Below are 24,606 nucleotides of genomic sequence, written 5' to 3'. Positions count from 1 at the left end.
AAGGTGGTAGGAATGTTAGAGGAATGTCCAGTAATATTGCCATTACAAAAAGTAGATAGTACATATTCTCATACATTATGTCGTGGTGAGGGGATATACATATATGATGAGCATGGCAAACGTTATATAGATGCAATTAGTGGATTATGGAATATGCCGTTAGGCTATAATAATCAGCTCATAAATGATAGTATTATGAAGCAGTTAGAAAAACTAGCTTATACTAATTTGAATAGTGGTGTAGCAGACATAACTTTGACTTATGCAAGAAAGTTAATAAGCTACTTTAAAGGAGATTTTAATAAACTAATTTATTCATGTAGTGGCTCAGAAGCTTTAGAAGTAGCCATAAAAGTATGTAGAAAGTATCAAAGCTTAATAGGAAGAAGGCAAAGAAGAAAAATAGGTGCATTTGACTTATCTTATCATGGAACAACTTATGGGGCAATGAGCATTAGTGGGATTGATGCACCATTAGTAGAGGATTATAAGCCCCTAATAGATGGGGTGGCTTGGATTAAAACGCCTTATGATAGATGGCGAAGTGTAGAGATATGGTTAAGTAATATTCAGGAATTCTTTGATGCGAATAAAGAGGAATTAGCTGGTGTAATTATAGAACCTATAATTGGTTCAGGTGGTATTTTAGAGGTTCCTAGAGAAGCTATGGAATTAATGAGAAAACTATGTACTGAAAATAATGTTTTATTAGTTTTAGATGAGGTAGCAACTGGATTTGGAAGAACAGGTAAGATGTTTGCTTATGAATATAGCAATATAAAAGGGGATTTATTATGCCTTTCAAAAGCAATTAACAATGGTTATTTATCTATGGGAGTTACACTTATTAGTCCTCAAATTATAGAGGTGTTAAGAAATAACCAAGCGCATATTGAACACTTTTCTACTCAAAATGGAAACCCATTAGCCTGCGCAGCAGCATATAAAACATTGGAGATTTTATCCCAAAATAAACAAATTATAGAGGGAGTAACTGAAAAAGGTGAATATTTCGTAGCCCAATTAAAACATAAATTAAAGAATAGATTTGTTGAGTTTGAAATTAGGCATAAGGGGTTAATGATTGGTATAGAAATAAGAGGGAAACAAAATAAGCGAGTTAGAGGAGATGCTTTAGAGGAGTGTTTGAATAATTTAGAGAAAAGAGGTCTTTTGGTATATCTTTTTGTTACTGAAGTAGGAACTTTGGGATTTAGTTTATTTCCTTCGTACTTAATAAGTAATGAAGAGATAGATAACATAGTAGACGTTTTTTCAAATGTTATTAATAAATATATTTTTAAAGAAATCACCTAATCAGGCAATAACCTTAAAAAGGTTTTGCATACATATTTTCAAAGAGAAGGAGGGGAGCGAAATGAATGCAGAGATGTTATGTTTTGAAGAATTAGAACAAGTTGAAGAACTTGGCGATGGTGCTTATGTTGCAGGTTTTTGCGTAGGTGTAGGAATCATTGGAATTTGTGTTTATGCAGGTATTGCGACATAAAAAAGAGTATAAAAAATAATAGGAAAGGAGGGAAGGAGAATGAATGAAAAATTAGTTCAATTTGAAGAATTAGAACAAGCAGAAGAACTTGGTGCTGGTAAAGACTTCTGTGATGGTGTAGTAGCTGGCGCAGCAGTTGCAGGTGGCTGTGTAGCAGCTTATGCAGCAGTTATTGGTTTAGCAGCAATTCCAACATAAAAAATTGTATAAGATGATTACAGTAAATCGATAAAATGTTATAACTATATAACATTTTATCGATTTATCTTTATAGTAAAAAATGATAAAAGGAGAGAAAAATGAAACATAATTATTTAGAAATTAATCAAGTTAATGAACGTGAGTATATTGTTAAAAATGAATTATCTAATAAGTATGTGAAATTAGGTGCTAGTGAAACTAGTTTTTTACTTGAAGTTTTAGGCATTCAATCTCCTATGGAACTAAATATAGATACTAAGTTGAGTTTTAATTTAAATAATGAAGCTAAAGAGTTATTGATGCAAAAATTTGATGAATGGGGATTTTTACAAGAGGATAGTGAGGTAAATAAGAAGAGGAAAAAGATTCAAAATGTGTCTCATATTCCTTTAGTTGATATTGAGCCAACGAAAGTGCTTAATAAAGTATGTCCTATTATAAGACCATTATTTACAGTATGGGGTGTCATCGCAATTAATGTATTAGCAGTAATTAATATAGTTCTTGCATTATTAAAAATTGAGAACGTATATTCGTCTATAACTCAGATAGGAAGTTTAAAGGGATTAGATATTATTTTGATGATGATTGCAATAATTTTAACTATTGTATTGCATGAATTAGGCCATGCAACAGTGTGCAGTAAATATGGTGGAAAGATTAGCAGAATGGGGATTGTACTATTCTTCTTTTTTCCTTGTTTTTACTGCGATGTAAGTGACATATATTTATTTAAAAAGAGAAGAGAAGCTGCATTTGTGGCATTATCTGGTGTGTATATAAATTTTGTATTAGCTAATATAGTCTTAGGGGTATATTTTTTGTTACTTATAAAGGGAATAGAGGTTAGTGGTCTAGTATATTATTACCTCCTTAATATTGGGATTATTATATATAATTTAATGCCATTAGTAAAAATGGATGGCTATTGGTTTGTAGCAGCTTTAGCAGGCGTTAATAATCTAATGGATAAGTCTATATTAATATTTATGGCAATGTTATTTAGAAAACAAGATTTTAAAAATATTCAAGTCAATGAAGATAAAAAAATATTATTAGCATTATATGGTGGAGCAGCATTTATATTTTATCCACTCTTTTGGTCTATATGTTTGAAGGGATTATGTAATAAAATCATAGCCTTTATTCCAAGATATGGTATGGCAATAGTGATTATGTTAATACTTATTATAATTTGGGATGTAGCAAGGCGAACTCTTTATTATATTAATTTATATAAAAAGGAAAGCAATCGTATATTTAGCTTTATATGATGAAAGTAAATAAGAAAGAAAGTAAAATCTCTTCATACCAATATAAAAAGCAAGTGTGCAGCAAATCATTATAGAATGGCAGCTTAAAGGGCGTCATGCAATTGTTTGAGAAAGGAAGATAGGTTGTGTATACAAAAACAATGAATTTTAATAATAAAAAGGTAATGATTTCAGGAGCTTCACGAGGAATAGGGGAAGGTATTGCTTATACATTTGCAGCACATGGTGCAAATCTTGTTTTATTAGATTTAGAAATACAACAAGAACAATTACAAAAAGTAAAAGGAAGTTTAGAAGCAGAATTCAATGTTGAAGTTGCCAATTATAGCATGGATTTAACTAAATATGAACAGATTGAAAGAGTAGTCAAACAAATAAATGAGGAGCAAGGAGAGATAGATATCTTAATTAATAATGCAGGCACAAATAATTATTGTGATGCTACTCAAGTTACAGAGCAAATATGGGACAGTATAGTTGACTTAAACCTAAAAGGAACATTTTTTTTAACACAACAAGTTGCAATAGCATCACTTTTGAGACGAGAGGGAAATGTGGTAAGTATTGCCTCTCAACATGGAGTGATCGGTAATACTAAAAGAGCACCTTATTGTGCAAGTAAAGGCGGTATAGTTAATATGACAAAGGCATTAGCATATGAATGGGCAAAATATAATGTACGTGTTAATTGTGTTTCACCTACATTTGTTATTACCGAAAGCAATAAGGCGATGTTACAAGAAAGTGCATTTAAAAGGAAGGCACTAAATCAAATTCCATTAAAGCGATATGCAACACCAGAGGATGTAGCTTATGCGGTACTATTTTTAGCTAGCGAAATGGCGACGATGATTACAGGGCATAATATATTAGTAGATGGTGGATGGACAAGCATATAAAAGAGTTATTGATTAAGGAGGGGAATTATGGATTCTGTACTTTTAATTATTAAATCAAATGTAAAAAATAGAGATGCAGCAGATAATTTATATTTACCACCGTTAGGGGTTATGTCAATAGGTACATATTTAGAGATGCATGGATACCATGTGGAAATAATAGATCAATCAGTCACTATTGTATCAGGACAAGATATTATTGACAAAATAGAGGAATTAAATCCTATATATGTGGGAATTTCAGCATATACAGAAAACTTTAATGAGTGTTTGAAGCTATGTAAGTATATTAAAAGAAAACGCCCTATGACTAAGATTGCAGTAGGAGGAGCACATGTTTCATTAGCACAGGATGTGAAACTAAAGGGCATTGATTTTATATTACGAGGTGAAGGAGAATCCGCCAGTTTAGAACTTGCAGAAGCTATTAGAACAAATGAAAAACTTATAAGTTATAGTGAGATAGAGGGGCTTACTTATAAACAAGATGAAAAGACAGAAATTAAGAATGAAGATAGAAAACCAATGAAAGACTTGGATGTATTGCCACTTATAAAGAGAAAATACATACAACGTGCTCTAGAATCATATTTCGTAACGATAAGTTCTAGCCGTGGTTGTCCTGGAAAATGTATTTATTGTGCAGCACCTAAAATGGCCGGTGCAAGATATCGCATTAGGGATATAGAAAATGTTTTTATGGAGACGTTACTAGCTTTAACTGAGGCTGGGTGGGATAAGGAAGTATACTATATTGATGATACATTTACTGCATTTGTAAAAAGAGTGAGAAGATATGTGGAATTAATTAAAGAATCAAAACTTCAGTATAAGTGGAGATGTGAATCTAGAGTAGATGCTTTATATGGAAATGGTGAACTGGTAAAAGAAATGGTGGAAAGGGGATGTCAACGTTTACAATATGGGATAGAAAGTGGCAATCAAGATGTTCTAAATAAAATACATAAGCAAATGAATATAGAGCAAGCAGAAGAACTGATTGATTTTTCAGTAGGGACAGGCGTAAGAGTTGCCTTAAGTTTTATTTTTGGTCATTATTGTGATACAAAGGAAACTATGAATGATACATTAAGTTTTATGGAGAGAATGTACAGTAAACATTTTGGGAAGATAGAGATATATTATTCATTTAATACACCTTTTCCAGGAACAGAACAATATGAACGTTTAGAAGAATTAGGTATGAAGTGGTTAACCAATAAGTATGAGGAATTAGATTTATTACATCCAGTTGTAGTGACAGACCAATTTGATTTAAACATGCTTAATGAGTTTGGGAATAAAGCAAGACTACTTATGCAGATAAGATAAGGAGAAAAATATGGATAGAATAGTGGTTACGAACAGTCATTTAATTAGTTATTCAGGTGAAGTTATATTTGAAGGGGAATCAAATGAATTCATTGGTTTAAGGCCTAGTGTAAAATCTGAGGTATGTGTTTTCTTTAGGAAAAGTGATATTTATAGAATTATATATTCTAATGGGCGAAATGACATTTACAATGAAATACAAGATTCACAAGCTCCAGAGGAAATTACTGACCAGAGTATATTAGTAAAGCTAAATAATGGTGCTTCTTTTAGAGGAGCAAGGGAAGAGAGTATTATTGATGAATGGCACAGAGAAGACGGCTTTTTCTTATATCCTATAAAGTCTAAAAATATATTCTTTTGGATTCCGGAGAGTGAAATTAAAAAAATTTACAGAGAAGATAAGCAAGTAGTCTAATAAAGTGGAGGTTGAGAGTGTGGATAAGATAATTTATTTTATGCTTCCCTTATATGGACATATGAATCCTAATATAAATTTATTAAAACAATTAAGTGAGTCTAATAATAAGGTTATTTGCTATACTACCCCTAAGTTTCAACATATGTTTGAAGGGCTAAATATACAAGTAAAATATTATACTAATCAAGTAGAGGAATTTTATAGGTTGCCAGCTAATATTCAAGAAGATAAACAGTTAGGGCCATTTCAATTAGATATTTCAAGAGGAATAAGAAGTCAGGCAATTCGTGCTAATGTAGAGCTCATATCAGCTGTGTATAATTCCCATATAGATGAAGTGAAAGCCTTTAAGCCAGAATGTATTTTGTATGATTCTGTGGCAAATTGGGGAAGTGTATTTGGGGAGAAATTGAATATACCATACTTTTCAATAGAAGCTGCTACATGGGATAGTATGGATAAGTACAACAAAACATATAGAGATTATTTAAATAATGTAGTGGTAAAAGCAATAAATAAAGAAATTAATATCGAACAAATTATTTTACATAAGAAAAAATTAGCAAGAGAATTAACAGATAGATATAGTGCCATTGTAGGAAAGAGGAGCAAACATATACCTAATCTAAGTATTGCTCTTGCCTCACCCATGCTTCAAATTGCTAGTAATGAACTAGATGCATCCCATAAATATTGTGGATTTCATTTAGAAGTAAAGGCGCCAAGTAAGGACAAAAATTTAATTTATGTAACGAGAGGAACGGTACAAAATCAAGAGGAACTTAATGTACTAAGAAAAATGATATGTTGTTTGAAAAGTACTGATGAGCAAATAGAGGTATCAAGTGGAGGAAAAGCACAATATCAATTATTAAAATACAATGAAGATGAGTTACCTAAGAATGTAATGATAAATGAGTTTATCAATCAAATAGATATATTAACTAAGGCAAAGATAATGGTTTGTCATGGTGGGATAACAGGGGTGAGAGAAGCAATATTTTGTGGCACACCAATGATTATATATCCATATAATTATCATTGTTATCAAGTAGGAAGAGCCGTAGAAAAGGCTAAAGCGGGTATTTTATTAAAGAACTATCCATTTGATCCAGAGGAATTATTACAGGCAATAAAAACAATAGAGCAAGATGATATTTATCAACAAGGAGTTGAAAGAGTAAAACAAGAATTAGAGCAGACATATAAGACACAATCTGTAATATCTATTATTGAACAGTATATGAAAACGGGTAAATGAGTGCATGACAAAAAGTAGGGGGGAATACCTATGATAGGACTAATATTGGCTGCAGGAAACGGAACAAGGATAAAAAAGATTACTGGTAAAAATAATAAGTGTATATTACCTATTGAGGGAAAAACTATTATTGCACAAACTGTAGAGAACTTATTGGAATGTAGAGAAATTAATAAAATTATTGTGGTAATAAGTAGCACAGAAGAGGAAATACAGAAGGAATTAAGTGTTTATAAAGATAAAATTCAAATCGAATATCTCATACAACAGGAAGCAAGGGGAATATTAGCAGCTATAGCATTATGTTATGAAAAGGTCAAGGAGGAAGATGTCTTTTTAAGTTTGGGAGATGAATACTTTAAGAAACCAAAGTATAAAGAGATGATAGAGAAATATTATGATGAATCATATGACATAATCTTAGGGACACTTCATACTAAGAATGAGGAAGCTATTAAAAATAATTATGCCGTGATATTAGATTCCAATGGCAATATTTCAAATCTTATAGAGAAGCCAACACATATAGAAAATGATTTATTAGGGACTGGTTCTATTATCTTCCATGGGCAATTTTTTTCAGAGATTAAAAACGTACCGATAAACCCTAAGAGAAAAGAAGCAGATTTAGTAGGACTTATTTTGTTAGCTATAAAGGAGAAGAAAAAGGTAATAAATTTTGATTTAGCATGTACATATACGAATATTAATTCTAAACAACAATTATTGGAATGCTACAGTCATAGTGGATACTATCCCAAAGAACGTAATATTGTAGATTTATTTAGAGAGCAAGTAGAAAGTAAGAGAAATGAAGTAGCTATTGTATGTGAAGATAAGCAAGTAACATACTTAGAATTAGATGAGCTTTCAGAAAGAGTTGCGTATAGCTTAAGGCAGGAGATAGGAGCTAAAAATGGTGTGATAGGTATATTGTTACCACGTTCTATAGAATATATTGTAACATTAGTAGGTGTCTTAAAGGCAGGATATACATACATACCATTAGATGTAATATACCCTGTTGAACGTATAGAATATATGTTAATGAATGCTAAGGCAGATGGATTTGTTACGCATAAGAAGATAAACAATATGTCACTTAAAGAAGTGAAAGAATGGGAGTATAATGCAATAATAGAAGGCAAGATGAACAGTAGCAAAAAGGAAGAAGTTAATATTGAGCCTTTAACACGTGCATACATTATGTACACATCGGGTTCAACAGGAAAGCCTAAAGGTGCACAGATAACCCATAAAAACATTTTAAATATGGTCTGGGGCTTAAAAAAAGAAATTTATGATATGTATCCTGAAAAAAGATTAAATATAGGTGTGGTAGCTACTTTCGTATTTGATATGTCGGCACAACAAATATATCCTTCATTATTATTTGGACATACGCTTTATATTTTACCTGAAGGATGGAACAGAGATGCAAAGAAGGTACTAGAATTTTTTGAGACTAATAAAATTGATATTAGTGATGGGACACCTGTTCTTTTAAATATGATTAATAATATATTGATAAAAGAAAAGACAAATTGTATGTTAAGACATTTTGTGGTAGGAGGAGAAGTATTGCCGAATAAAAGCGTAGCGACATATTTTAAGTATCATCCTTTAGGACGGATTACTAATATTTATGGACCAACAGAGTGCTGCGTGGAAGCGACAACTTATTATTTAGATCAACAGATAATCAAAGAAGAACCACAAGTTTTTATTGGAAAGCCAATGAATAATATTAGAATTTATATTTTAAATGAGAAGCAAGAAATGGTAAAAGCTAATGAGTGTGGAGAAATATATATAGCAGGGGATTGTGTAGGACTGGGATATATTAATAATAAAGATTTAACAGAACAGGCATTTTTGCCAGATATATTAGCAGATGGTTGCCTGATGTATAAGACAGGTGATTTAGGTAGATGGGGAAAGAATGGAAATGTAGTTTATATTGGAAGGAAAGATAAACAAGTTAAAATTAGAGGGTATCGTGTTGAGTTAGGTGAAATCGAACAAGCTTTAGAGCGTTTAGCCTATATAGAGGGGGCTAAAGTTTTAGTAAGACAAAATGAAGATAAAAATATGATAGTAGCATATATTCAAGTAAGGCAGCCTAATATAAGTGCTGCTAGGATTAGTGAGGAATTAAGTTCTTTTCTACCACATTATATGATTCCGGCATTATATGTTCCTGTAGAAAGTTTTCCTAAAAATATAAATGGAAAGGTAGATGTGGAGGCACTTAAAAGCTATAAATTAAATTTTTTACGTAGTATAGATAAAGAAGTAGTTAGAAATGAAGAGGAACAATTTATTTTAGAAAGTGTACAAGATATATTGAATGTGGAGGCACCTCAACCTATAGAAAACTTTATGCTGTTAGGAGGAGATTCACTAAGTCTTATTAAATTGTTAGATAAAATAGAACAACAGTGGCATTTAGGAATATCAATTTTAGAAGTTAAAGAAACAATGACATTAAGAGAAATTGCAGATGTAATCAAAAGAAAAAGAGCGTATAAGACTGATGAGATTGAGGTACAGAGCAATAAAAAGGTGAGATGTTTAACATTTCAAGAGCATTTATTAAATATAGAACAGCAAATGCGAGTTAATGGCAATGAGAAAAAACTGAATATAATGAGATATTTAATACCATTGGTTCAGCCATTAGATTATGAGCGATTTGAACAGGCATTTAAGGAAACGATAAATAATAATGATGCCTTTAAGTTGAAGTTTGAGTCTAGAGGCAAGAAATATTGGGTGCGTTTAGGAGAAGAAGCAAAATTTTTGGGAGTAATAAGAGAAGTAAATAGCGTAGCCCTTGAGGATCTGATGTGTATTCAAAGTTTAGTTGATATAAAAAATCAGATATTAATAGAATACCAGATATTGAAAAAGGATAAGCGCGAAATACTTATGTTAAGTATACACCATGCTGTATTTGACTATTTATCATTTTATTTATTTATGGATGAATTAGAAACACGTTATTTAAAAAAGGTATATCCTAAAAGAATTGGTACTCCTTTTATAGGATATATGCGCCAACAGTCAAAGATGATAGGAATAGATGACATAGAGGAAGAAGAAAAATGTAAGGTATATGTTAATAATATCTCACCAGTTGGTTATGATATTAGAGATAAGAAGATAGAAGGATTTAAGCTTAATAGGGTATATAAGAATGTCATAAATGTAATGGAGAACACATTGCTTATAAAAATAAGAGAATTTTGTAAGGTATATCATGTGTCAGAATATATTACTTTATTAGCTGTTTTTATGAGAAATTTAGCTAGAAGGAGCGGTGAAGAAAAGATTACTATAGGTTTATTTAATGATGGAAGAGGAAGGCTTAAAAAAGCTAATACTATAGGATTCTTTACTAAGTTTGTATATTATAATTTTTATAATAAAGAAGAGAGTTTATTACAAACTATATCAAGAGTAAAAGATGATATTGAAGAAATTAGACAGAATTCAGGACGATATGACGTAGTTGAATTGGGACAGAAGTATAAGGATATACCTATCGTATATGTAGTTTTTGATTATCAAAAGCTTATGAATAACTTTAAAGGAGAAGATAGAATATGGGACTTTGCATATAGTGCAGATTATGGGGAAATAGAATACATATTTGTATTAAGAATTTTTGATTATGGTGAGCAGTGTACATTAAAAGTACAGTATGCTAATGATGTCTATCTTAAAAATGACATAGAGAGTTATTTAGAGGAATATATAGGAGCGTTACAAGAGATATAAAAATACTAAATAAGAAGGGGATTTTGTATGGTTGACATTGGCATAATAGGTGGTTCTGGATTTTATGAGTTCTTTGAACATATGGAAGAAGTAAGTATAGATACACATTATGGAAAAGCAAGTGATAAGATAGCTATAGGAACATTTGAAGGCAAAAAGATAGCTTTTATTCCTAGACATGGCAAGCAACATCAATATGCACCACATAATATTCCATATAAAGCAAACTTAGCTGCATTAAAAGAATTAGGAGTGAAATGGATTATTGCACCAACCGCATGTGGAAGTTTAAATGAAAAAATGAAGATAGGAGATTTTGTAATTACAGATCAATATATAAATTTTACGCACAAACGAGATAATACCTTTCGCATAGAAGGGGTAGAGCATATATCAATGGCGCAACCATATTGTGAAGCTTTACGAGAGTTAGCAATAAAGGTTGGAAATGAAATGGGAATAACAGTACATAAACAGGGAACTATGATAGTAATAGAAGGACCGATGTTCTCAACAAAGGCAGAAAGTAGATTTTATAAATTGATAGGCGGAGATACTATTAATATGACACAATATCCTGAATGCTATTTGGCAAGGGAATTAGGAATGTGTTATTTGAATATATCAGTTATCACAGATTATGATGCTGGTTTAGAAGGCAATCCTAATATAAAACCAGTCAGTTATCAGCAAGTACAAGAGAGCTTTGCACATAGTATTGATACATTAAAGATGTATATTAAGTTAATTTTGAGGCAGTTAGATACGACTCAGATTAATTGTTGCAATAAGTAGAAAAAGGCCTAGCAGCTACAATTAAGTGGAAGCTAGGCTTTCTTTGCGTTTTAAATACTTTAAAGCTAATCGGAGTGACGTGACTTGAACACGCGATCTCTAGACCCCCAGTCTAGCGCCTTACCAGCTAGGCCACACCCCGGTAAGTTATTAAATATTATATAAAATATTAATAAATTTGTAAAGGAATTTTAGAATAGATAAAAAATGAATAGATATATAGTCGCAAGATATATGCCCAAAATATATGCCCAAAATATATGCCCAAAATATATGCCCAAGCATATGATAATAGTGCAACAAGCTGTATTAATATAAGAGAGGATGAGGTGTAAATGGAAACTCACACCCAGGCGAATGAAAAGAAGCGATATAGAAGAGCAAAAGAGAGGCAGGTATGTAGTTTGCAAATGAATCAACAATGTGGGACATTGGATACAGGATGTCCACAGCCGGCTATTTCGTATATTGATAATTCTATGTGCAATGGTGTATTTTCACCTGTATGCGCACCTGAGGTTTGTAATGTGCCGAGGATGAGTCATCATGAAACGCTTATAGAGGGAGGGGGCACTATACTAGATAGAAGAAGTGGTACTAGAATGAATTTTACTGTATTAATAGAGCGTGAGATGCAAGTATATAAGGGAAAAATACAACTGACTAGTGAGATAAACGGTATAACTATGGTGAATGTAGAGGCATTAAAATATTTTGAAGGTGATGGAGAACATTATGGCGTTGCCTTATTTAAAGAGGACGGATCAACACAAAGTATTTTATTTACACTTCAACATCAGCATGTAGATAAAGGGGCACAAATATATGTTTATGCAACAGATTTACAGGGGGCGCCTATTAATATTGAAGGAGAAGTTATAGCAGGGGAGTTAAAATTTTACAAGGATCATAATGTGCATGAGCATTAATAAATAGGGGGATTGATTATGTCAGTAGGACCTGTAAGTAAAAATAGAAAAGCGCATCAGAAAAAAGAGTGTACGAGTGTGAAGACAACTAATAGATTTACGCGAGAAGACTTAGCTAATGAACTAAGAGCATATTTAAATGAAGTCTTATTAATTGTCTTAGATGCTAATCAATTGAATATACTCAATCAAGTATTTAGACCTATTCTATGTGCACAAGTAGCAGAGGTAACAGATGAATATGTTGTGCTTACAAAAGTAAATATTAAGATGAGCAATGCGCCAGAGTACATCTTTCCGACAGAACTTATTATTCCATTAGTGAATGTAGTATGGTTTACACCATTTGATTATAATATTAGGTTTTCACTTTATTAAGAGGAGGAAGAAACTGTGAGAAGTTCATTATTAAATAAGTTATCAGCAGGCATCGGAAATAAAATACTTGTTATGACAGAAGCTTTTCCATTTTTTGTTGTAGGCACCTTACAAGATGCAGATCCTAGTCAAATCTATGTATTAAGTGAGTTTGGTGTACCTGCACCATTAAAGAATCGTGTTTTTACAATTCAATTAGATCAGATTTCAGCTTTTTTTGTAGAAGAGGTACCGGGCCAGATGCCAGCGATTAATTAGACAGGGGGCAAGAAATAATGGTTAGACATTTTGATATATCAGCCATTCAAGTTCCTATTGTCTATAATAAATATGGTGATGTGGACCCGAATGGTCTTATGTATGTTTTAGATGAAAATAAGGAAAAAGTAAAAGATGCTATAAGAAGATGTCCAGGAACCTACGTTGATTTAGTGCAACCCTTAGTTATACGTGTCCATGAAGGAGATACAGTAGAAATTAGCTTTACGAATGAGCTGTGTTTTGCGGCATCCATAAATGTCAAGGCTTTGCCTTACAAAGTGCAGCAATCTAATGGGGCTTTTGTAGGCGGTAATGTAAGTACACTAGCACAACCTAATAAAACAATTGTTTATAGATGGGAAGCAGAAATTCAAGGAGCCTTTCATTTTAGTGATTTGGGAAATGCTTTAAGTTCAGAAATCGGAAGCAATATACATGGATTATTTGGTGCTATTGTGGTAGAGGCACCGGGTAGTACATGGACAGATCCACAGACAGGATGTCCACTTAAGAGTGGTGTTTTTGCAGATATACATCATCCATTTAGACCTGATTTTAGAGAGTTTGTAACTATTTTTCATGATGAAGCGGCCGTTAAAAATCGATTTGGTGAAACACCAGTAGATCCCATGACAGGCTTTGCGGCGATGACACACTCTATAAATTACCGTGCAGAACCTATGCGTAATAGAATGAATCTTATTATGGAGGGGGTCGTATGTCCTTTCTGTGAAGGCGAAGAGGTACACCATGATTCATGGGTTTTTGGTGATCCACCACCTACCATTCTTCCTAGATGCTATAAGGGTGACCCTGTAAGATGGTATGCTATTCATGGCGGCGTTAAAGAAACGCATATTTTCCATTTGCACTTACAGCAATGGTTATCAGAGCCTAGTGTACAAGAATCCTTTTTAAATGACTCACGTGCATTAAGTCCAGGTGAAACGATTGGATTTGATATCTTATATGGTGCAGGAAGTTTGCAGAAAGCCTATGGAGATGTTATTTATCACTGCCATTTATATCCTCATTTTGACGAAGGCATGTGGGGAATTCAACGTATTCATGATGTCCTTGAAGAAGGCAATCGCTGCTATCCGGATGGCACACCAGTTACGAGATTGATGCCACTTCCAGATAGGCCATGTCCGCCAAAACCTACAGCAGAGCGTCCTGGCTTCCCATTTTTTATTCCTGGCAAAGTGGGTTGCAGAAGTCCAGTACCACCCATTGGATTTGATAGAGATTTTCCAATTACGCCATTAGAACAGAATGCATTAGTAGATGATTTTAAAGAAGGTGCATTATTTGTAAATCCCTGTCCGCCAGGTGCACCGATACGGCGATATGATATTGTAGGTATTCAGCGAGATATTGTTTATAATGAAGCCAATTGGCATGATCCTGAGGGCAGATTCTATGTATTAGCAAAAGATGAAGAAGCAGTTATGAAGGGGCTTAAAAATCCAGAACCACTATTCATTAGAGCACTGGCAGGAGAATGTATAGAAATTCATTTTACAAATAAGTTTCCAGAAGAATTAGGACCTAATGCCTTTCAGCTTCTTATCCATACCTTATTTGCATCTACACACGTACACTTTGTAAAGTTTGATGTGTTATCTTCTGATGGAGCCAATACGGGCTGGAACTATATGACAGGTACGGCACATGAACAGACGGTTATTTATAGATGGTATGCAGATGTTGAATTGAAGGTTTGTTTCTTCCATGATCACCTTTTTGCAAATTCTGTACAGCTTCACGGTTTATTCGGGGGTGCGATTATAGAATCAGAAGGCTCTAAGTTTTTTGACTCGCATACAGGAGAACCTATTGAAGCTGGGACACAGGCTGTTATTAAGAATCCATTTAGTCCTGATTTTAGGGAATTTTGTTTAGCTGTACACGACTGGGTACCAGCTTATGATGATAATAATCCGCTTAATCCACCAGATGAACCAGGTATGATGGAGGATATGGGTATTGTCGCCTTTAATTATCGTAGTGCACCATTCCAAATTCGAGGCGGAGACCCGGCTTATGTATTTAGTTCATATGTACATGGAGATCCGTGGACACCTGTATTTGAAGGCTATGCAGGAGATCCTGTAAGAGTAAGATTAATCGATGGGGCCCATGAGGAATCTCATGCAATTAACTTTAATCGTTATATGTGGCATAGAGATAGAACAGATGTAGATTCCCCAATTGTACAAGAACAGCATATAGGTATTTCAGAAACATTTACCTTTGAATTTTCATTAGATAGCTTAAGTGATGAGAGAGACTTTGATGTACTTTATTATTCTGGTGGTATGGATGACTTATGGTTAGGTGTTTGGGGAATTACTAGAGTAAGAGGCACATTTATGCCTAGCTTATATCCGCTTGGCGATAGGCCACTTTTACCACCAAGGAGAACACCTTTACCAGAAAAGACAGGAAGCCCTCCACCTAAGGCAACATCACCAGGACATCCATTCCCGAAAGGAACTAAGGTTAGAAAGTATCATGTAGCAGCAGTTCAGAAGAAGATTAATTACAATCAATTTGGAGATAACGATCCATATGGTATGGTATTTGTAGATTATAAGGATGCGGTAGCAGTTATGAGTGGCAGCAAAGAACCAGAACCTTTTATTATTACAGCTAATGCAGGAGAAGGTATCGAACTTACACTTGTGAATCTGATGCCTAAAGAATTAGATGTTCCTCAGTTTCCTGAAGTACCCGTACAGAAACCTTGGCCTTATAGTCCGAGAGTTTCTATGAATAGTCAGGGAGCGGAATATGATGTACTTGGTTCGGATGGCGCAACTGTAGGCTTTAATCCAGATCAAACAATAGGTGTATGTGAGTCTATTACCTATAGATGGTTTTATCCTGAGACTACTACGCAGGCTATTGTGGTAGATATGGGAGATGTGATGAATCACAGAAAACATGGTTTATTTGGTGCTGTAAGTTTATCAGAAATGGGTTCAAAATATTATAATCCTTTTACGGGTAAGAGAACACGATGGGGAGAACAGCTTATTATAGCTAATCCATTTTTACCAGATTACAGACAGTTCGTATTACTTGTACAAAATGGTATTTATATGGAGGATAAAAATGGAGAAATCCTTCCTAAGTTTTTCTTTAATCCTGAAATCGCACCAGATGGTGATGAATTTGATACAGAGGATCAAGGTATGAAAGGATATAACCTTAGAAGTGAGCCATTTTATAATAGGTTATTGCTTAACCCTAATATAGGCGATGTATTTTCTTCAATTCCAGGAGATTTATCAGATATAGCAACACCAATATTTTATGCAAACCCAGGTGATCCAATTACCTTCAAGTTGCTTATGGCAGCAGATAAACCAAGGGCAACGAGTTTTTATCTGCATGAACATGCTTGCCATAGTGAAAGTGAAAATATTAATTCACCAATTATAGGTACAGAAGGTGCAATAACTATAGGAGATAGTTATAAGAGAGAAATGTTAGGTGGTGCAACAGCGGGAATAGGTCAAGCAGGCGATTATATGTATCAATCTGCCAATATTACATGGGACGTTGAATCAGGTATGTGGGGAGTTATGCATGTGGTCGAAGAGGGGAAGGAACCCCTAGTGCCATTAAGAGATTAGAAAGCAATAGATTTTAATAGTTTAGATAAAAAATACCTTTCGCATTATAGAAAAGTCATATCTATAAATCGAAAGGTATTTTTATTTGAGAGCACTGTTCTATCCTAATGAAAATATAATATATATAAGAAACAGGACACAATCCATATCTAGATGCACCATAGGAATTTGTAAATGCAGTCAAAGAAATATTAAGTCATTTATAATGTTTTAGTGAGGAAGGGTTGCTATGGAAAATAAAGAAATTTATATGAAATTGTTGTTGTATGCAAGCTATTTACTTATGTTTATTGGCGGGGTAAGAATTGTAGTTGTGCTATTAAATAGGCTTATGATGAGTTTGAGTATGTCCGTTCTTATTTTTGTAGCAGGTGTATTATTTTTTACAACGTATAAAAACTTATCCAATAAATGATACTAAAATGGGAAATGAAACAGACGCTCTTAAGTTTTAAAGATTGACTTTAATGGGGAAGCTAGGTAGAGTAAAAGGGGAGATAACTTAGGAGAAATAATATGAGTATAGAAAAATTAAATGTACAAGAAGCAAAAGCTAATTTAGATACAAATAAGGAAATCATTTTAATTGATATTCGTTCAAGAGCAGAATATGAGGAGGGCCATATTCCAGGCTGTATTCATATTCCATTGCCAGAATTAGAAATGCGCATTGAAGAAGTGGCACCAGATTTTGATCAGCCAATTTACTACTATTGTAGAAGTGGTGTAAGAACTTTAACTGCTGGCGCTATTTTAGAACATATGGGATATACAAATTTATATGATATGGGTGGTATTATGAGCTGGCCATATGAAATTGAAAAGTAAAGTATATTAAGGGCATAAAAAAAGCTATTCTTATAGAGAGTAGCTTTTTTTATGCGAATATTTAATTGAAAATAATAAAATTAATAATGATAATTGTTATCATTGACAAAGCTGAGATTGTCTGATAATATATCATTATCTTAACAATACAACTGATGAGCAATCATCACTACTTCATGTGGTTGGGCAAGCTGTGGGAGTTTGCCCGACTCCACTTTATGTTTAGATTAATTTAACATACATAAGAAAGAGGGAAAGGAAATGACAAAATATTATATTGAATCTGTAGTAGGAAGAGAAATTCTTGATTCTAGAGGAAATCCAACTGTTGAAGCTGTTGTAACATTAGTAAATGGTGTAGTTGGCATTGGTGCAGCACCAAGTGGGGCTTCAACAGGAATTTTTGAAGCATTAGAATTACGTGATCAAGATGAAAAGAGATATTTAGGAAAAGGAACAGAAAAAGCAGTAGCCAATATCAATGAGATTATTGCACCAGCTCTTTACGGTATGGATGTAACAAATATTGCAGCTATTGATGAAAAGATGATTGCTTTAGATGGCACAACTGATAAATCTAAATTAGGTGCAAATGCAATCTTAGCTGTTTCTTTAGCAGCAAGTAAAGCAGGCGCACAAGCACTTGGTTTACCACTTTATCGTTTTATTGGTGGGATTAATGCAAATACATTACCAGTACCAATGATGAATATTTTAAATGGTGGTGCCCATGCTGCCAATAATGTAGATATTCAGGAGTTTATGATTATGCCGATAGGGGCACCTTCTTTTAAAGAAGCGTTACGCTGGTGTGCAGAAGTTTTTCATAACCTAGCTAAAATTCTTAAAGGAAAAGGGTTATCTACAGCTGTTGGAGATGAAGGTGGATTTGCACCTAACTTAGAATCAGATGAAGAAGCTATTGAGCTTATTTTAGAAGCCATTAAAGCTGCTGGCTATGAACCAGGTACAGACTTTGCATTAGCAATTGATGCAGCATCTAGTGAGTGGAAAGCTGAAAGTGGCTATTTACTTCCAAAATCACAAAAAACTTATACTACAGATGAATTAATAGCATTTTGGGCAGATTTATGCAAACGTTATCCTATTCGCTCTATAGAAGATGCACTTGATGAAGAAGATTGGAATGGGTGGGAAAAGCTTACAGCTGAGTTAGGCAAATCAGTTCAATTAGTTGGAGATGATTTATTTGTAACGAATACAACACGCTTAGCAAAAGGTATTGAAATTGGTTGCGGAAATAGTATTCTAATTAAATTAAATCAAATTGGTTCATTAAGTGAAACATTAGCAGCTATTAATATGGCCCACAAGGCGGGATATCGCGCTGTTGTTTCTCATCGTTCAGGTGAAACAGAGGATACCACAATAGCAGATTTAGCTGTTGCTATAAATGCAGGACAAATTAAAACAGGTGCGCCAAGTCGGAGTGAACGTGTTGCTAAATACAATCAATTATTACGCATAGAAGCAGAACTTGGTTCAAATGCAAAATACTTAGGTAAAGATTGTTATTAAAATTATAGTGTATAAACCATAAATAGAGTTATAAGAAATGCCACGAAACGTGTTAAATAGTTTCGTGGCATTTTTTATAGAGTAGGAAAGTTAGGTCTTTAACTTTTCTATCTCCACAGATAACGTGATGTTAGTTGCTTTATCTGTGGGCACAAAGGTGGCTGTTAGATTTCTAAATGAGAAATAAATTTTCATAGTGATAAGACAGAGATAAAATAGAGATAAAATAGAGATAAAATATAAAACTAAAAACTTGATAATATTTAATAAAAGTGTGAAAATTATAGTGGATTATGTGGATAAAAATCCAGCTGAAACAGCTATCTGTGGAAAGTTGAGCCTCTAAAGCAGAAATCGGATTTATTCTAGTAAGATTAGAATAGATAAAAAGATTGAAGGCCTATTATGCAAATTAGACTAATATTTTGCAAGGCATGGCAAATAGGCTAATGGATGGAAATGTAAGCGGATAAATGTTTAAGCCAGATAATTAGACGAAAGAGGCGAATATGAAATGCAGTACATCATGACATATTTTACTGAGTTTAGAAATAATGCAATAGAAGAAATTAAGAAGGTAGATCCGGAGGCTGTTTTGACGCATATTAGGGTGGAATTTACGCTTATATCTACTAAAATGAATGGTAATCTATTTATAGAAGCACTTAAAAAGAGTCAGCCTATATTCATAAGACATATAATGCCCGTGGCTTATGAAATGACATTAGCAAATGAGCGAGAAAAAGATCTTGAGATGATGCTTAGTGGTGTGCAATCTATTTGCAACTTACGGGCAAATGAATACTTTTCTGTACAGGCACGAATCATAAGAGGGACTATGGATTATAATGCCAAGCATATAGAAGTATTCATAGGGGAGTACTATGAGGAAAGAGGCAGTATTCCAATATTTTCAGATAGCATGATTATCAATTATGATATCAACATCATTTCTATTTTCATCAATAGAAACTATTGTTACATAGGTTATTCCAAGGCTGAGGATAATTTGAACTTTCAAAGTGATGAATATCGCGTTCTCGGTAAAGAAACAGCAGAAATATCACGTGCTGAAAATAAGTTAAAGGAAGCTATTAGCAAATTTAAGATAAAAGTTAAGGGGGAAGGCTATGCCTTGGATATAGGTGCCGCGCCAGGGGGCTGGACGAAGGTCCTTGCAGATTATGGTTTTCATGTAGATGCAGTGGATCCAGGAGAACTGCATGAAGATTTAAAAGGAAATAAAAATATTACTCATTATAGAGCTCATGTAGAAAACATAAACTTTGTACATCAGTTTAACCTAGTAACCTGTGATATGAACGTAGATGCAGTCATTGCAGCAAGGGTTATATGTAATTTACATCATAAGATTATAAAAGGTGGGGAATGTATTTTGACACTTAAACTGCCTTTCAAGGATGAGGAAAAGCGTATATATGACGCTGTGAATATTTTAAAAGAGAAATTTGAGATTATTATGATTAAGAATCTAACGCACAATCGCAGAGAAGTAACTGTATATATGAGAGCAAAATAACTATTAATCTAAAAAACAATCTAAAGAGTAATCTAAAAAGTAATCTAAAAAGTAATCTAAAAAGTAATCTAAAAAGTAATCTAAAAAGGTATAAAACGTTATAAAAAGCTAATAGGCTGCCGCACTTTGTGTGTATAGTGCAGGAACCTATTAGCTTTTTTATTTAGATAATAAGCTATATTTAGCTTCTGTATTAAAACCATGTACATTATAAAGGAATAATACATCTTTAATGCCGTTTTGAGTTGCATAAGTTGTAATTGGCATATTTAAAAGTCTAAGATCCATAATATGAATTTCTTCATAGTGATTTGTTAAAAATGGCACTAAGCTATTGGCATAAGAATCTTTAATGACTAATAATTTTTTACCATTTTTAATGCCTGTTTTAATCGTAATAAGTGGATGGTTGCCATCTAAGAAGACGCTGTATTTATCTTTTGTGTCTAAGTGGCTGTAGGCATATAAACTATTTGAGATAGTATTAGTTGCAACATAAGTGACTTCAACGTCTACTTTTTCTTTTGGCTCAAAGATTTGGATGGTATCAGGTTTTGCAAAGGTAAAGTTACCCTTTGAGAAAAGCGTCCCATAAAACTCTGAACTAGCGTCAATGATATTAAAGTCATTCAGACTAAGTGGTGTAAAACCAGCAGACTTGGCAAATTCCGTGTAAGCATAGTAGGCACCAAGCGTTGTCCAGTGATGGTCTGTTTTATAGTAGATGTCTTCTGTATTTTTATCTAATAAAGTATCTAAGACATTAATTTTATACACATCATTTGAAAGTTGTCTATAGAAATCATGAATATAAGTACCCTCATCATAAGGTACTGCATAAGCAGGTAATTTATAAGAAAGCACCTTAGTTGAAGTCGGTGAAAGCATCATATAGACATTGAAATTTTTAGCAAATTCATTAATATAAGCTGCATTTTTATCAAGTAGTGTAGTATCTGGGCCCGCAAAGTCTTGTAAAAAGTAATGATCACGACCGATAAAGACACCGTTATTATCTTTTTTTTGAAGAGCCAGCTCACTATAAGCTTTAAGGCTTATAAAGTTATTACGCAGTGGAAATTGGTCAGCAATATATTTTTCAAAGTCTTCACCATAACTGCCGCTTAAGAAAGCTTTTTTAGTGAAGGTTGGTGCTGAAGCTAAGTCACGATTTTCAAGTTCTGAGAAGGTTTTATCCGTTGCAAAGACTTGAAGAGCGAAGAAGCCAAAGACATAGGCTACTAGGGTAGCGCCCATAGCAATTTTTAATTTCATAGCAAATCTCCTAAAATCTAAAGTATAAAAATGGATTAAAAGTTGAATCCACAAGGTAAGCTGTACTAAGTACGAGAATTCCTACATAAAAGAGGTAAAGGACTATGTCAGGAGCCTTTTGTTTTAATTTATTCATAAGTGGTGTGGCAAATAAGATGCCAATACCAAGAATGAGTCCATAGTTTGTTAGGCTATAAAGTGACTGCGTGCTTGAAAAACTTGTTCCCCCTAAATTGAACATGACTTTTAAGTAGTCAAGGCCTTGCATCAAGCTGTCGTGTGAGAAGAATACCCAACTAATTAAAATCATTAAAATAAGGTAAATACGACTTACAATGCTTGGTAATTTTTCAAGCCAACTGAGTAGGAAACTTCGTTCTAACATAATAAGTACAGCGAAGAAAAGTCCCCATACGATGAAGTTCCAGCCAGCACCATGCCAGAAACCTGTAAGGAACCAAACGACGAATAAATTAAAGAATAAACGTGCTTTACTTACACGGTTACCGCCAAGGGGAATATAAACATATTCTCTAAACCAGCTGCCTAAAGTCATATGCCAGCGTCTCCAGAATTCAGAAACACTTTTTGCAAGATAAGGGTAGTTAAAGTTTTCTGGGAAGTTAAAGCCGAGCATTTTACCAAGGCCTATCGCCATATCTGAATACCCACTAAAATCGAAGTAAAGCTGAAGTGCAAAGGCAATAATGCCAAGCCAACTGCTCATAACAGTAAGTTCACTCGCTCCTGTATGTGACACTGTATCCCAAAGGCGGCCAATGTTATTTGCAAGAAGCACTTTTTTACCAAGCCCCTCTATAAAACGAATACTTCCTTCACCAAAAGTTTCCCAATTTGTACTACGCACATTTAATTCTTTTTCCACATTATTGTAGGTGACAATAGGTCCAGCAATAAGCTGTGGGAACATAGCTACATAGGCACCAAAGGAAATGATATTTTTTTGAACACCAATTTTACCACGATATAAGTCAATGGTATAAGACATAGTTTGGAATGTGTAAAAAGAAATACCGATTGGCAAGGCCACATGCAGAAGTTCTATAGGTGAAGATAGAAAATGATTAATATTACTAATTACAAAGTCAGAATACTTAAAGAAGCCAAGCATACCAAGATTAGTACAGACAGAAATGATAAGGACAAGCTTTGGAATCACTTTATGGTTCCTAAAGTGGTCAATAAGTCTACCACAGGTATAGTCTAACACTGTAGAGAAAATCATAATGAGCACATAAATAGGCTCGCCCCATGCATAGAAGATGAGGCTTGCCATAAATAAAATAAAGTTTCTAAAGTTTTTAGGAACGATAAAGTAGGTTATTAAAAATAAAGGTAAAAATATAAATAAGAATAATAAACTACTAAATACCATAATCTTATCCTATTTCACTGCACTATTAAAATTAGCGACAAGTGTATCAATTTCATCTTCCATTGCAAAGAATACGAAGTTACCATTTACAACTGTTTGACGATTTTCATAAGCTTCTTGAAGTGATGGGTAAAGGTATTGTGGATTGATGCCACCTGCTCTTTTTTCAATACCAGCTTTTACAGTTTCAATATCTGAAGCATTGTTTACTTCGAAGATGGCGATTTCTGTAATATGTGCGCTCATTACAGGTGCCACAACTTTGAAGCTTTTAAGGATACTTGTGTCAATCCCGTACATATCACTAATCATTGTGCTATCCATTTCCATTGTTGAAGGAAGTTCTACGCCAGCAATTACTTTATCAAATACTTGTGAAGCTGTAAGTGATGATGTTTCAGGTTTTGTGCTAGCTTCAGGTTTAGTAGATGCCTCTGGAGTAGTTTCAGGTTTATTTGTATTTGGTTTACTTGTGCTAGTAGAGTTATTTGTATTTGGTTTGCTTGTGCTAGCTGAGTTATTTGAGCTTGGTTTGCTTGTGCTAGTAGAGTTATTCGTACTAGGTTTAGTTGTTGTAGTAGGTGTTGTATTTGGTTTGCTAGTTACTGTATCTGTTTTATCTGTAGTTTCTGTTTTAGAAGCTTCTTCTGTTGTTTCTTCTTTTTGCACTGTATCAGCAGAAGCTTCTTCTTTTTGGTCAGTATTTTCTGTTTCTGCTTCAGCCTCTACATCAGTAGCAGGTGTTTCTTCTGGTGTTTCTGTATCAGCAGGCGCTTCAACTTCAGTAGAAGGTGTCGGTTCTACTACCGTATCTTTTGAACCACATCCGATAAGTGTTGTGCTAAGGGCAAGAACTGCCATGAAATATGTAAATTGTTTTCTCATTAGATAAAACTCCTTTAAAATTTAAGTATAATAACATAAGACGAGGCGAAATATAAAAAGGTTCCACTTAAATTAAAAATTTCAAGTTGGAAATAAATTCATAAATTAAATAGGCTATAAAGGAAAATGTTGTATTGGTAAAATTATGTTTTGGTTTGGAAATAAATAATGTATACTAGCTAGTGGAAGTGTGATTTTGTTGAGGGTAGTAAGTAGAAAATTTGCATACACTATCTAAAATAGGGATGAATGGGTTAAGCACTGAATAATGTGTTTAAAATAATGTGTTTATTAGATAAGATTTATAGAAATAAATTGATAAAACAAAATGAGGACAAGATTAATATTCCAGATAAAAAGGGATATAGAAAATAAATAGAAAGGGCATAAAGCAAATTAAACTAATGGATATACAACAATATGTATAATGATACGCTTTATGTAATAGGAGTAGT

At 33.5% G+C, this 24,606-nt stretch carries 21 protein-coding genes and 1 tRNA gene; 18 read left to right on the top strand and 4 right to left on the bottom strand.

The genetic code is table 11. The features are described from left to right. Positions 1 to 12: 12 nt before the first annotated feature. The 10 genes from AC1VAQ_RS13710 to mtnP all read left to right on the top strand — a co-directional run bounded on the left by AC1VAQ_RS13710 (position 13) and on the right by mtnP (position 11,476). Positions 13 to 1,317 (top strand): aminotransferase family protein, encoded by a 1,305-nt coding sequence (locus tag AC1VAQ_RS13710; RefSeq protein WP_302596531.1) that lies wholly within the window; start codon positions 13 to 15, stop codon positions 1,315 to 1,317. A 61-nt stretch (positions 1,318 to 1,378) separates the two neighbouring features. Further along, positions 1,379 to 1,510, top strand: coding sequence for a daptide-type RiPP (locus AC1VAQ_RS13705; protein ID WP_302596532.1), 132 nt, complete (start codon positions 1,379 to 1,381; stop codon positions 1,508 to 1,510). Between the two features lie 39 nt (positions 1,511 to 1,549). Further along, positions 1,550 to 1,708, top strand: a complete 159-nt coding sequence (locus AC1VAQ_RS13700; protein WP_302596533.1) for a hypothetical protein — start codon at positions 1,550 to 1,552, stop codon at positions 1,706 to 1,708. 101 nt (positions 1,709 to 1,809) lie between these two features. After that, entirely contained in the window at positions 1,810 to 2,985 is a 1,176-nt protein-coding gene (locus AC1VAQ_RS13695; RefSeq protein ID WP_303244085.1) for a M50 family metallopeptidase, read from the top strand. A 140-nt stretch (positions 2,986 to 3,125) separates the two neighbouring features. Beyond that, positions 3,126 to 3,884: an SDR family NAD(P)-dependent oxidoreductase gene (locus tag AC1VAQ_RS13690; protein WP_479904032.1), complete on the top strand. Its 759-nt coding sequence runs from the start codon at positions 3,126 to 3,128 to the stop codon at positions 3,882 to 3,884. A gap of 27 nt (positions 3,885 to 3,911) precedes the next feature. Then, the gene (locus AC1VAQ_RS13685; protein ID WP_302596536.1) at positions 3,912 to 5,216 is read left to right on the top strand and encodes a B12-binding domain-containing radical SAM protein; all 1,305 of its coding nucleotides are present in this window, start codon (positions 3,912 to 3,914) and stop codon (positions 5,214 to 5,216) included. Between the two features lie 10 nt (positions 5,217 to 5,226). Beyond that, a complete protein-coding gene (locus AC1VAQ_RS13680) occupies positions 5,227 to 5,634 on the top strand; it encodes a hypothetical protein (RefSeq protein WP_302596537.1) in 408 nt (135 codons plus the stop codon). Between the two features lie 19 nt (positions 5,635 to 5,653). Then, positions 5,654 to 6,898, top strand: a complete 1,245-nt coding sequence (locus AC1VAQ_RS13675; RefSeq protein ID WP_303244086.1) for a nucleotide disphospho-sugar-binding domain-containing protein — start codon at positions 5,654 to 5,656, stop codon at positions 6,896 to 6,898. Between the two features lie 30 nt (positions 6,899 to 6,928). Then, positions 6,929 to 10,681 carry an amino acid adenylation domain-containing protein gene (locus AC1VAQ_RS13670; RefSeq protein ID WP_303244087.1) on the top strand — a complete coding sequence of 1,251 codons (3,753 nt, stop codon included), beginning with the start codon at positions 6,929 to 6,931 and terminating at the stop codon, positions 10,679 to 10,681. A gap of 27 nt (positions 10,682 to 10,708) precedes the next feature. Further along, a complete protein-coding gene (gene mtnP, locus AC1VAQ_RS13665; protein ID WP_302598831.1) occupies positions 10,709 to 11,476 on the top strand; it encodes an S-methyl-5'-thioadenosine phosphorylase in 768 nt (255 codons plus the stop codon). A 69-nt stretch (positions 11,477 to 11,545) separates the two neighbouring features. Here mtnP and AC1VAQ_RS13660 read toward each other — a convergent pair. Then, positions 11,546 to 11,618: transfer RNA gene (locus tag AC1VAQ_RS13660), tRNA-Pro, on the bottom strand. 193 nt (positions 11,619 to 11,811) lie between these two features. Between AC1VAQ_RS13660 and AC1VAQ_RS13655 the strand changes: the two genes are divergently transcribed. From AC1VAQ_RS13655 to AC1VAQ_RS13620, 8 genes are all read left to right on the top strand, one after another. Then, positions 11,812 to 12,405, top strand: coding sequence for a hypothetical protein (locus tag AC1VAQ_RS13655; RefSeq protein ID WP_302598832.1), 594 nt, complete (start codon positions 11,812 to 11,814; stop codon positions 12,403 to 12,405). An 18-nt stretch (positions 12,406 to 12,423) separates the two neighbouring features. Beyond that, positions 12,424 to 12,783, top strand: a complete 360-nt coding sequence (locus AC1VAQ_RS13650; RefSeq protein ID WP_302598833.1) for a hypothetical protein — start codon at positions 12,424 to 12,426, stop codon at positions 12,781 to 12,783. A gap of 15 nt (positions 12,784 to 12,798) precedes the next feature. Next, positions 12,799 to 13,041, top strand: coding sequence for a hypothetical protein (locus AC1VAQ_RS13645; RefSeq protein ID WP_302598834.1), 243 nt, complete (start codon positions 12,799 to 12,801; stop codon positions 13,039 to 13,041). 17 nt (positions 13,042 to 13,058) lie between these two features. Then, a complete protein-coding gene (locus AC1VAQ_RS13640) occupies positions 13,059 to 16,688 on the top strand; it encodes a cupredoxin domain-containing protein (RefSeq protein WP_302598835.1) in 3,630 nt (1,209 codons plus the stop codon). 229 nt (positions 16,689 to 16,917) lie between these two features. Then, positions 16,918 to 17,103 carry a hypothetical protein gene (locus tag AC1VAQ_RS13635; RefSeq protein ID WP_302598837.1) on the top strand — a complete coding sequence of 62 codons (186 nt, stop codon included), beginning with the start codon at positions 16,918 to 16,920 and terminating at the stop codon, positions 17,101 to 17,103. A 101-nt stretch (positions 17,104 to 17,204) separates the two neighbouring features. Next, complete coding sequence (locus AC1VAQ_RS13630; protein WP_302598838.1) at positions 17,205 to 17,516, top strand: rhodanese-like domain-containing protein; 312 nt, start codon at positions 17,205 to 17,207, stop codon at positions 17,514 to 17,516. A 261-nt stretch (positions 17,517 to 17,777) separates the two neighbouring features. Further along, positions 17,778 to 19,055 carry a phosphopyruvate hydratase gene (gene eno / locus AC1VAQ_RS13625; RefSeq protein WP_302598839.1) on the top strand — a complete coding sequence of 426 codons (1,278 nt, stop codon included), beginning with the start codon at positions 17,778 to 17,780 and terminating at the stop codon, positions 19,053 to 19,055. A gap of 514 nt (positions 19,056 to 19,569) precedes the next feature. Continuing rightward, the gene (locus AC1VAQ_RS13620) at positions 19,570 to 20,595 is read left to right on the top strand and encodes an SAM-dependent methyltransferase (protein ID WP_302598841.1); all 1,026 of its coding nucleotides are present in this window, start codon (positions 19,570 to 19,572) and stop codon (positions 20,593 to 20,595) included. 159 nt (positions 20,596 to 20,754) lie between these two features. Here the strand turns inward: AC1VAQ_RS13620 and AC1VAQ_RS13615 are convergent, their stop codons facing one another. From AC1VAQ_RS13615 to AC1VAQ_RS13605, 3 genes are read right to left on the bottom strand one after another with little or no spacing between them, the layout of a single operon-like run. Continuing rightward, a complete protein-coding gene (locus AC1VAQ_RS13615) occupies positions 20,755 to 21,870 on the bottom strand; it encodes a DHHW family protein (protein ID WP_302598842.1) in 1,116 nt (371 codons plus the stop codon). A 10-nt stretch (positions 21,871 to 21,880) separates the two neighbouring features. Next, positions 21,881 to 23,266 carry an MBOAT family O-acyltransferase gene (locus tag AC1VAQ_RS13610; RefSeq protein WP_302598843.1) on the bottom strand — a complete coding sequence of 462 codons (1,386 nt, stop codon included), beginning with the start codon at positions 23,264 to 23,266 and terminating at the stop codon, positions 21,881 to 21,883. A 9-nt stretch (positions 23,267 to 23,275) separates the two neighbouring features. Next, complete coding sequence (locus tag AC1VAQ_RS13605; RefSeq protein WP_302598845.1) at positions 23,276 to 24,151, bottom strand: DUF4358 domain-containing protein; 876 nt, start codon at positions 24,149 to 24,151, stop codon at positions 23,276 to 23,278. Positions 24,152 to 24,606 lie beyond the last annotated feature (455 nt).

It is taken from the genome of Cellulosilyticum sp., from assembly GCF_982396655.1.
This window is presented reverse-complemented; position numbering and strand designations above follow the sequence as displayed.

Bases quoted from the DNA above. Each gene is read 5' to 3' on its own strand.
- AC1VAQ_RS13710 (WP_302596531.1), top strand. From the start codon at position 13: ATGTTAGAGGAATGTCCAGTAATATTGCCATTACAAAAAGTAGATAGT.
- AC1VAQ_RS13705 (WP_302596532.1), top strand. From the start codon at position 1,379: ATGAATGCAGAGATGTTATGTTTTGAAGAATTAGAACAAGTTGAAGAA.
- AC1VAQ_RS13700 (WP_302596533.1), top strand. From the start codon at position 1,550: ATGAATGAAAAATTAGTTCAATTTGAAGAATTAGAACAAGCAGAAGAA.
- AC1VAQ_RS13695 (WP_303244085.1), top strand. From the start codon at position 1,810: ATGAAACATAATTATTTAGAAATTAATCAAGTTAATGAACGTGAGTAT.
- AC1VAQ_RS13690 (WP_479904032.1), top strand. From the start codon at position 3,126: ATGAATTTTAATAATAAAAAGGTAATGATTTCAGGAGCTTCACGAGGA.
- AC1VAQ_RS13685 (WP_302596536.1), top strand. From the start codon at position 3,912: ATGGATTCTGTACTTTTAATTATTAAATCAAATGTAAAAAATAGAGAT.
- AC1VAQ_RS13680 (WP_302596537.1), top strand. From the start codon at position 5,227: ATGGATAGAATAGTGGTTACGAACAGTCATTTAATTAGTTATTCAGGT.
- AC1VAQ_RS13670 (WP_303244087.1), top strand. From the start codon at position 6,929: ATGATAGGACTAATATTGGCTGCAGGAAACGGAACAAGGATAAAAAAG.
- mtnP (WP_302598831.1), top strand. From the start codon at position 10,709: ATGGTTGACATTGGCATAATAGGTGGTTCTGGATTTTATGAGTTCTTT.
- AC1VAQ_RS13655 (WP_302598832.1), top strand. From the start codon at position 11,812: ATGGAAACTCACACCCAGGCGAATGAAAAGAAGCGATATAGAAGAGCA.
- AC1VAQ_RS13650 (WP_302598833.1), top strand. From the start codon at position 12,424: ATGTCAGTAGGACCTGTAAGTAAAAATAGAAAAGCGCATCAGAAAAAA.
- AC1VAQ_RS13640 (WP_302598835.1), top strand. From the start codon at position 13,059: ATGGTTAGACATTTTGATATATCAGCCATTCAAGTTCCTATTGTCTAT.
- AC1VAQ_RS13635 (WP_302598837.1), top strand. From the start codon at position 16,918: ATGGAAAATAAAGAAATTTATATGAAATTGTTGTTGTATGCAAGCTAT.
- AC1VAQ_RS13630 (WP_302598838.1), top strand. From the start codon at position 17,205: ATGAGTATAGAAAAATTAAATGTACAAGAAGCAAAAGCTAATTTAGAT.
- eno (WP_302598839.1), top strand. From the start codon at position 17,778: ATGACAAAATATTATATTGAATCTGTAGTAGGAAGAGAAATTCTTGAT.
- AC1VAQ_RS13620 (WP_302598841.1), top strand. From the start codon at position 19,570: ATGCAGTACATCATGACATATTTTACTGAGTTTAGAAATAATGCAATA.
- AC1VAQ_RS13615 (WP_302598842.1), bottom strand. From the start codon at position 21,870: ATGAAATTAAAAATTGCTATGGGCGCTACCCTAGTAGCCTATGTCTTT.
- AC1VAQ_RS13610 (WP_302598843.1), bottom strand. From the start codon at position 23,266: ATGGTATTTAGTAGTTTATTATTCTTATTTATATTTTTACCTTTATTT.
- AC1VAQ_RS13605 (WP_302598845.1), bottom strand. From the start codon at position 24,151: ATGAGAAAACAATTTACATATTTCATGGCAGTTCTTGCCCTTAGCACA.